Source organism: Lyngbya sp. CCY1209, from assembly GCF_055795065.1.
Genome location: NZ_JAYFER010000495.1, coordinates 35,546 through 44,768 on the forward strand (window position 1 = coordinate 35,546; position 9,223 = coordinate 44,768).

Sequence of the window (9,223 nt, forward strand, 5' to 3'; positions counted from 1 at the left end):
TAATAATCCGTTCAACTCAATGCCACCACTGAGTCAGTCCGCCCAAGGGGTAACTACATTGGAACCGATCTTGGAATGGTTGGGGAATGTCACCCGAAACTTACATCAACTGAAAACCGCAGAGAGTATCCTGGATTACGGACTCGCCCAGGTCCGCGCCGGCTTCAAAGCCAATCGGGTGTTGATGTATCGGGGGCGACAAAATGGCGGTGCGGTGGTGGCGGAGTCCGGCGGACTCCGCCACCCTTCCAACCCGGAACCCTCGGCGGACAATGGCTGGTTGTTGGCTTTAGAAACTCGGTGGAAAGATCGCGATCGCCGGCCAGACCTCTGGGCGATTTCCGATCTCGAAAAAAGCGGCTTAGAACCCTGCCACATCCGATCGCTCCGAAACCTCCAAATCCAAGCCCTGTTGGTCGCCCCGGTGTGGGTGCGATCGCCCGTCCCCACCGACGACGAACCCCAACTGTGGGGTCTGTTAATCGTGCAAAACTCCTGCAAATCCCGGGTTGGGACCCCCATCCACCGCCACGCCATCCGACACGTCGCCACCCAAATGGGATTAGCCTTAGAACGGTTGGAAATGCAACGCCACCTGGAAGCGAGTCGCAACGAACTATCCCGCTGGCAGGGGGCTTTAGAGGGGGCAGGGGATGGGGTTTGGGATTGGAATGTCGAAACCGGCGAAGTCTTTTTTTGCCACCGCTGGAAAGCCATGCTGGGCTACGATGAGGGCGAACTGGAGGATACCTTGAGAGAATGGGAAAGTCGCATTCATCCCGACGATCGCGATCGCGTCCGGGACCAGATGCGCGACCATTTCAGCGGACGCACCCCCACCTACCGAAGCGAATATCGGATTTTGGCGAAAGACGGGAGTTGGAAGTGGATTTTCGATCGCGGCAAGGTCGTCACCCGGAAAGCCGACGGCAGACCGCGGCGGGTGGTGGGTACCTCCGTCGATATCACGGAGCGCAAACGACTCGAAGAATCTCAGCGGGAAAGCCAACAAAAATACCATACCCTATTTGAAATTCTGCCCGTGGGGGTGTCAGTCGCCGACGCCGAGGGCAACCTGATCGAAGCCAACCCCGCCGCCGAGCGGATTTTGGGCATTCCGCGATCGGAACACGACCGGCGCACCTGCGACGCCCCCGTTTGGCAAATCATTCACCCCGACGGCACTCCGATGCCCCGAGACGAATATGCGAGCGTGCGGGCCCTGCGGGAAGGGCGAGTCGTCGCCGGGGTGGAAAAGGGAATCGTGCGTCCGGACGGCGGGATCTCCTGGATATCCGTCAGCGCGGCCCCCATCCCCCTGCCGAATTACGGTGTCGCCATCGTTTACATCGATATCGGCGATCGCAAGGCGGCGGAACGGGCCTTAAAGCAACAGTCCCGCCGAGAACGGACTTTCAACGAAGTGGTGAAAGCCCTCCGCCAATCCCTCGACTTGGACGCCATCTTCGAGGCGGCGACGGTCGAAATTGCCAGCCTGTTGAAGGGCGAAGTCTCCATCGTGCAGTATTTGCCCGAACGGCAGTGCTGGCGGAATCGGATCGTCCGGAATCAGGGCAGCAGCTATCCCAAGCAACTCGAAACCGACATCCCCGACGCGGGCAACCCGTTTTCGGCGCGACTCAAACAGTTGCAGGTGGTGCAGATCGACAATACAGCGACAGTCGCCGACCCGATCAACCGGGAACTGGCCCGGGCCTTTCCGGGGGCCTGGTTGCTCGTCCCCATCCCCGTCAACGGGGAAATTTGGGGCAGTTTGACCCTAGCCCGACCCTACCAAGCCACCCCCTGGGACCCGGAAGAAATGGATCTGGGGCGGCGGGTGGCCGATCAACTGGCGATCGCAATCCACCAAGCCAACCTCTACCGGCAACTCCAAGACTCCCACGAACAATATGCCCTGGTGTTGCGAAGCATCGGCGAGGGAATCTGGGACCGGGATTTGACCAGCGATCGCGTCCGGGTGTCGGACCGCTACTGGGAAATTCTCGGCCACGACCCCAAACGCCAACCCGACACCAGCTTCGAGGCGGAAATGGGGCGGGTTCACCCCGACGACCGGGGGGCGCTCTACGGCGAATTTCAGGTGTCCGTCGAATCCGGGCGATCCTTCCGGGGCGAAATGCGGATGCGGCACCGACGGGGACACTACATCTGGATCGCCGCGAAAGGGCGGGCGATCCTGGACGGGGCAGGCAACCCCGTCCGCATCCTCGGTACCATCGAAGATATCGGCGATCGCAAGGCATCGGAAGCGGCCCTCCGCCAAAGCATTTCCCGCTATCAATCCCTGGCCGAAGCCATGCCCCAATGTTTGTACCGCAAAGATGGCGAGGGGAAAGTCACCTACGTCAATCCGGCTTTGGTGAGATGGTCCGGGATGGCCGAGGCGGATCTGTTAGGCAAAACCGTCTACGATGTCTATCCCCCGGTTTTGGCTGCCCAATATGCCGCCGACGATGCCCGGGTGTTGGAAACGGGTCACATTTTGGATACCGTCGAACAACATCGGGTCCCCCATCGAGATGAGCTCATTTATGTGCAGGTGGTGAAATCTCCCATCCGGGACGGAGACGGCAATATTGTCGGCACCCAGGGCATCTTTTGGGAAGTGACGGAACGGATTCAACTCGAAACCGCATTGAAGGCGTCGGAAGCCCTGCTCGATTTGTTTTTTTCCCAATCCTTGGACGGGTTCTTTTTTATGATGTTGGACGAGGCGATCGCCTGGGAGCAAGTCGATGACGTGGAAGCCGCTTTGGATTACGTTTTGACTCATCAAAGAATGACCCGGGTCAACGATGCCCTGCTGGCGCAATACGGTGCCACCCGCGAGGAATTTTTGGGTCGGACTCCGGCTGATTTATTTGAACACAACCCCCGACATGGGCGGGACGTTTGGAAACGCCTGTTCGATACCGGACACCTGCAAATCGAAACCGACGAGCGCAAATTCGACGGCACGCCGATGATCGTCGAGGGAGACTACGTTTGCATCTACGACGACCGGGGCCGGATCGCCGGACATTTCGGCATCCAGCGGGACATCACGGCCCGTAAACGGGCGGAAAATGACCTGCGGGAGCGGGAAGAGGCGTTTCGCGCCCTAGCCGAAAATTCGCCGGATTGCATCATGCGCTGCGATCGCCACTACCGCTTTTTGTACGTCAACCCCACCGTCGCCAGTTTGGCGGGGTTGCCCGATACCGCCTTTTGGGGCAAAACCTCCGAGGAGTTGGGATTTTCGGCGGATCTGGTCGCGGTTTGGCACGAGGCGATCGATCGCGTCTTTGCCGCCGGAGAGGAACAGTCCCTGGAATACGAAATGTCGCTGCCGGATGGAAATCACGTCTTCTACTCCCGCATCGCGCCGGAACTCGGGCCGGATGGGGAGGTGGCGTCGGTGTTGGTCGTCGCCCGGGATATCACCGATTTGAAACGGGCCGAAAATGCCCTGCGACAGCAGGTTGAACAGGAACACACCCTGCGGCTGATCGCCGGACGCATCCGAGAAACTTTGGAACTCGACGCGATCCTATCCGCCGCCGTCACCGAAATCCAGCGATCGCTCGCCACCGACCGCGCTATTATTTTTCAACTCACCTCCGACCGTGCCGGGGTCGTCATTCAAGAGGCAGTTAAGCCCGAATATCCCGTCACTGCCACCCTGTGCTGGGAAGACGAGTGTTTCCCTTCCGAGTGCTACGACTTTTACCGGCAGGGACGGGGGCGCATCGTCCCCGATGTCGCCCGGGACGACTGGGGGAGTTGCCTGGTGGAGTTCATGGGGGAAATCGGCGTGCTCTCCAAGATGGTCGCCCCCATCGTGCAGCGGGGGGAGGATAATTCGGCGATCGTTTGGGGGTTGATCGTCGCCCACGCCTGTGGCGAACGGCGGCGGTGGAAGCCGGAGGAACTGGCATTGTTGGAACAGGTGGCCGACCAGTTGGCGATCGCGATCCAACAGTCGGAATTGTACCGGCGCTTGCACGCAGCCAACGAGGAACTCGAACGCCTCTCCAACACCGACTCCCTCACCCAAATCGCCAACCGCCGCCACTTCGACGAGCGACTCAAACAGGAGTGGCGGCGCATCCGGCGGGAACGGATGACGCTCTCTTTGGTTTTGTGCGATATCGATTATTTCAAGCAGTACAACGACACCTACGGCCACCCGGCGGGGGATGCCTGTCTGGTGGCCGTCGCCCAAACTTTGCAGCGTTGCATCAACCGGGAAACGGACTGTCTGGCTCGCTACGGCGGCGAAGAATTTGTCGTTATTTTACCTTATACTAATTTGAAAGGGGCGGTTTTCATCGTCGAGAAAATGCAGTCGGCGATCGCGGATCTCAACCGGGAACACAAAGCCCACAAATCCGCCTCCCACGTCACCCTCAGCTTCGGCATCACCGCCACCGATTTTCACAATATTACCCCCATTAAAACGTTGTTAGACCGGGCCGACGCGGCTCTTTATCAAGCTAAAGAACGGGGCCGAAATCAGTACGCGATCGCGCCGGATTCTGACGAAAAATTAACAGTTAATAATTAACAATTAACAATTAATAATTTTTAATTCCTCAAAACGACTTCTAGAACCCGTTCGACGATATCATCGGGAACAATTAACAATTAATAATTAATAATTAATAATTAATAATTAATAATTTTTAATTCCTCATCACCACTTCTAGAACCCGCTCGACGATATCATCGGGGTGGGCGCGATCGCCGTCGTTGGTCAAAACAACGACCGTCATTTCTTCGTCGGGAAGGTGCCATAACGTCGATGAATATCCCTCGACTCCCCCTGCGTGTCCCCACACGTCGCCCCATTCTTCGGTATCCCAACTGTTCACCCCCAGGCCGTAAAAACCCCCTTCGCCATCCTCCATCCAATCGATCATTTTATCGAAGCTGTCTTCGTCGAGGAGGTCGTCGGTCATGAACAGTGTTTCCGCAAATTTGCCGACATCCCGGGCGGTAGAAATCAGGCCCCCGTCGCCCAAACCGGCGCCGAAATTGAGTGGGCTGGTGCAGTCTTGAACGCCGTCTTCGTCCAAATCTTCGTAACCTTCCACGAAGCCGCCCGGAAGGGTTTCTCGGGCTTCGGTGAACGTATGTTTCAGGCCAATTGGTTCCAGGATGCGATCGCGCATTTCCACATACAGCGGATTTCCTGTCACCGCTTCGACGATCAATTCCAACAAAATATAGTTGGTGTTGGAGTAGCAACGTTCTTCCCCGGGGGGATTCAAAGATTCGAGATCGTAGGCGAATCGGATCGCCTCTTGGGGAGTCCAAATGTCTTTGTAATCTCGTCCGGCGGCGGCTTCTTGAAATTCCTCCGTTTCGAGATAGTCATCCAAGCCGCTGGTATGGTTCAACAGGTGGCGGATGGAGATGCGATCGCTATTTTCCAGGCGATCGCACATTTCCTCCGGCAGCCAGTCCGGGAGGCGATCGCTCAAATCCAATTCTTCTTCTTCATGCAATTGTAAAACCACCGTCGCCACGAACATTTTGCTGATGCTGGCGATCCGGAAGCGATCGCGGGGTTTGATGGAGCGGCGCTTTTTTTGATTAGCAATTCCCGAGGCAATTTCGTAGTGGCGATCGGGCGTTCCCAAATACAAAACCGCCCCCGGAACCTTCTGGTCGTGGATGGCTTCATCCAACAAAAATTGCAGCGTTTGAGTCAGTGGCATTATCAGTCTTAACCCTCAGTTTTCGATGATATTTTGATGGTTATTCTCGCGTTTTTCAAGCTGAAATTATAGAATTAAAAATGGTCAATTCTTCCCCATTCCCCATTCCCCATTCCCTATCCCCTATTCCCCACCCCCCGGCCAGGGAATGGTCTTCACCGTCGCCAGGTGTTCGGAGACGGCCACCGCACCGTATTGGTTGAGGTGGCTGGGGTCGGAAAAATAATCATAGTTCCGAAGCCACCTGGATGTCAAATCGACGAATACCAGCCCAGTTTCTGCGGCCACCGCTTCCATGTGGTCGCGGAATTTTTCCTCGTAGGCACTGCGAACCGGGTCCAAATATTCCTCCGTCAGGGGCATATTCACGAACACCACCGGAATTTGAAAGGATTGGACGTAGGCGACCGTATTTTTTAACGCCTGGGTTTGTTTTCCTTCCAATTCAAATCCTTGATAATCTCCGTCATAATATCCCGAAACCGTGGGATGATTTTGATAGTAGGTTTCGGGGTCGAACCGGACAGACAGGGGCAAAAAACCGTTCGCTTCAAATCGGGGCGATTCATTCTGATTGTCTCCCCCGGTTTCTGTCACGTCAGCCGTCTGTTTTGGGGGTTGGAAGGCGCGGCCGTTGGCGATCGCTTGCAAGATGGCTTTCAGGCGATCGCGCCGTGCGTAGGCTCCCGAAGCCCGGGAAATTTGCTCCTGAGTCGCCTCCCCGAGTCGATCCAAATTCAACTGTCCTTTCAGGGCCGTCGCCGCCAATTCCAGCAACGTTTCTTGCAGGGTGGGGGGCGCTTCCAACTCGGGGGGCGCGACAATTTCAAACGTACCCTGGCTGATTTGTTGGTAGCCTTCAGAAGTGGAAATCGCCTCGTAGGTGCGATCTTCCCGGCCGCTGTTGAGGGCCCGCACGCCGTCGGCGATAACGATCAATTGGGGCAGTTGTTCCGGCGGCAAAATGCGCCGGATAATTAAATCCACCACCTTCACCGTCGCCCCGTTGACGCCGAAATTGAACACCTTCAAAGGCCGATGACCTGGCTCAATTAACCCCCGTTCCAAAACCTCCGGATCGACCCCGCGCAGGGCGCGGGAACTGCCGATAATTAAAATATCTGGGGGGCGCTTGTGGGTGGCGATATAGTGTTGGTAGCGGGCGAGTTGTTCGTCGAGTTGCTGACTTCTGAACGTGGGGTAGAGGAATCGGGATAAGCGACATTTGGAAGAGGTTTCTTCTCCCTCTTTACACTCAGCCGCGATCGCCGCATCGTTCCCGGGGCGGGCCGTAAACCCGGAGGCGTTGAAGGCACCGTCGGAGTCGGGGGGCGGTTCCGAATTGAGTGCCAAAGCCTGCAAACCGGACAGCCAACCCGTCTGGCGGTTCTCGGCGACGGCGGAAACTTCCAGCGCTTCTGTCGTTTGGGGAACCGTCGGGGCGGGCAGTTCGGCGATGGAGTCCAGGCCCGCTCCCAGGAGACGATCGCCCTGCCAGACCAGCAGCAACCCCACCGCCGAACAGGCCGCGGCCAATCCTATCTTCAAATAGTGGCGCGATCGCGAAGTCTCCGCCACCGCCCCCCCCGCCGGAGTGGCGAACAACCCGGTGGCGATCAGGCCTTGTTGGAGGAACCCCGCCAGGCGGTGCAGTTTGGGCAGGGTGTCGGATTCGACGGCAAACGGTTCGTCTCCCCGGTCGAGGTGGATGGCCGGAGACCAAACCAACTGCCCCGCCCGTCCCGGAGTCCCCGCCGCCTCGGAGGGCGCGAACGTCTCTTCCGTGGGGAAATCCGTCGGTTCGGCCGGGGCGGGTTTCAGGGCGATGCCGTAGCGCCAGAGGGGATATTTCTGTCCGGCCCGACGGCCGTAAATGCGGACACCGGCGATTCCTTCGATTTCGAGCGATCGCAGGAACCGGGCGATGGGGAGGGCGACCCGGGACTGGGAGGGGCAGGTGGGGGCCTCGCTCATGACGTGGAGGAGCTTCCCCTTGCGGAGGGCCAAAATCCGAATTCCCCCCGTCGCCAGCTTCGCGTCCAGATCGGGGTTGATCAGCCGTTCCAGCAGGAATTTCAGGGCGTCGATATCCCCCCGAGCCGCCCGGGTGGCGGTGGGGGTTTGCAGGTCGGGGTGTCCGAACGCCGGCAGGTTGAGCCAGTCGATCCAGACGGGGGTTTCGGCCTCCTGGCCGTCCGCCCGCAGTTCCAGACCGTAGAGGGTGGCCGCCCGGATGCCCTGGGGCGCGATCGCGTCTAAAAGCGGTTGTAGGGCTTTGAGGACCGTCGATTTGTCCGGTGCCTTCCGGCGGCGGCGCTTTTCGGGTTCCCGGGCTCGGTGGCAGAACAGGTGCAGGGTGGATTCTTTGCGGGTGGCCCGCACCTGGATGTGGCGCTCGGCGAGGTTTTGATTCAGCAGCCGGGCGATCGCCTCGTCGTCCCCCCACCGCGCCCAGTCCCGGAGGATGCGATCGGGGGGGGTGAGGTCGATCCGCAGCATCCAGTCGGGGGTGGTTTCCCCGCGAACTTGCAGGAGGATGCAGGCGTCGCGGAAGTCTTCGAGTTGCAATTCCCGCAGCCGTCCGGCGATGGGTTCGGCCAGCAGGGACGGGTCGGGGCTGTAGGCCGATTCGCACAGCACCCACAGCCGCCGTCCGGCCGATTTGCCCCGCCGGTCGCCCCGGATGTTGACTTGGACGCTCACCCCCAGCCCCCCGAGGATCTCGCTGAGGACGCGGGCGATCGCGTCCGGGTTGCCGCGGCGGGCCAGATTTTCGGTGGAGACGGCCAGAGCGGGGGTGGCGGGCGGTGACGGCGGCGCGGGTTCCGGGGTGGCCGGGGGTTGACTCTCCTCCTCGGACGCTTCCCGCACGGGGGTCAAAATGACGGATTCCGCCGCCGGGGCGGGGGACATCGGCTCGGCTTCGGCTTTGCGAGGAGCGAACCACTTCAGCAGGGGGTTGGATTCCCCGGGGAGTTCTTCCGCCCGGGGGGAGTCGTCCGGTTCGGATGCGGGGTATTCCAATTTAACCGTCCAGTCCGGGCGTTTGGCACCGGCGGAACGGCCGCAGAGGAAGATTTTGTAAATTTTGGGGGCATCGGGGGGGAGGAGTGATTCCAGGCGGGTGCGCTCCAGGGCCCGTTCAAAGTCGGACACCACCCGCTTTTCCGGGGGACACCGGGGCGCTTCGCACAAAACGTGCAGATGATTCCCCCGCAGCCGAGTCTGCACCTGAACTTCGGCCGAACCGACGGCATCCTGAGACCATTGGGTTAATGCTGACCAATCCCTTACCAAGACACTTTCACGCTCATCTCGACTATTATCCGCGCGACGGTCGAATTTGTCGCCCGTTTCCCCCGGCTCGACCCGCTCCGCCCGCCATCGCGGGGGGCGGTGGTCGGGGACGTCCAACTCGCAATTAGGGGTCGAGAGAGAAGTCGCCTTCTCCCCCTCCCATTCAGAACCGTGCATGAGACTTTCACCTCACACGGCTC

At 59.2% G+C, this 9,223-nt stretch carries 3 protein-coding genes; 1 reads left to right on the plus strand and 2 read right to left on the minus strand.

Annotation, left to right across the window (positions count from 1 at the left end; translation table 11 throughout):
- Nucleotides 1-19 precede the first annotated feature (19 nt).
- Complete coding sequence (locus tag AC0QHF_RS15595; RefSeq protein WP_324705148.1) at nt 20-4,570, plus strand: PAS domain S-box protein; 4,551 nt, start codon at nt 20-22, stop codon at nt 4,568-4,570.
- Nucleotides 4,571-4,688: 118 nt separating this feature from the next.
- Here AC0QHF_RS15595 and AC0QHF_RS15600 read toward each other — a convergent pair whose 3' ends face one another.
- The gene (locus AC0QHF_RS15600) at nt 4,689-5,726 is read right to left on the minus strand and encodes a serine hydrolase domain-containing protein (RefSeq protein WP_324705149.1); all 1,038 of its coding nucleotides are present in this window, start codon (nt 5,724-5,726) and stop codon (nt 4,689-4,691) included.
- 123 nt (nt 5,727-5,849) lie between these two features.
- Nucleotides 5,850-9,200 carry an SGNH/GDSL hydrolase family protein gene (locus AC0QHF_RS15605; protein ID WP_324705150.1) on the minus strand — a complete coding sequence of 1,117 codons (3,351 nt, stop codon included), beginning with the start codon at nt 9,198-9,200 and terminating at the stop codon, nt 5,850-5,852.
- Nucleotides 9,201-9,223 lie beyond the last annotated feature (23 nt).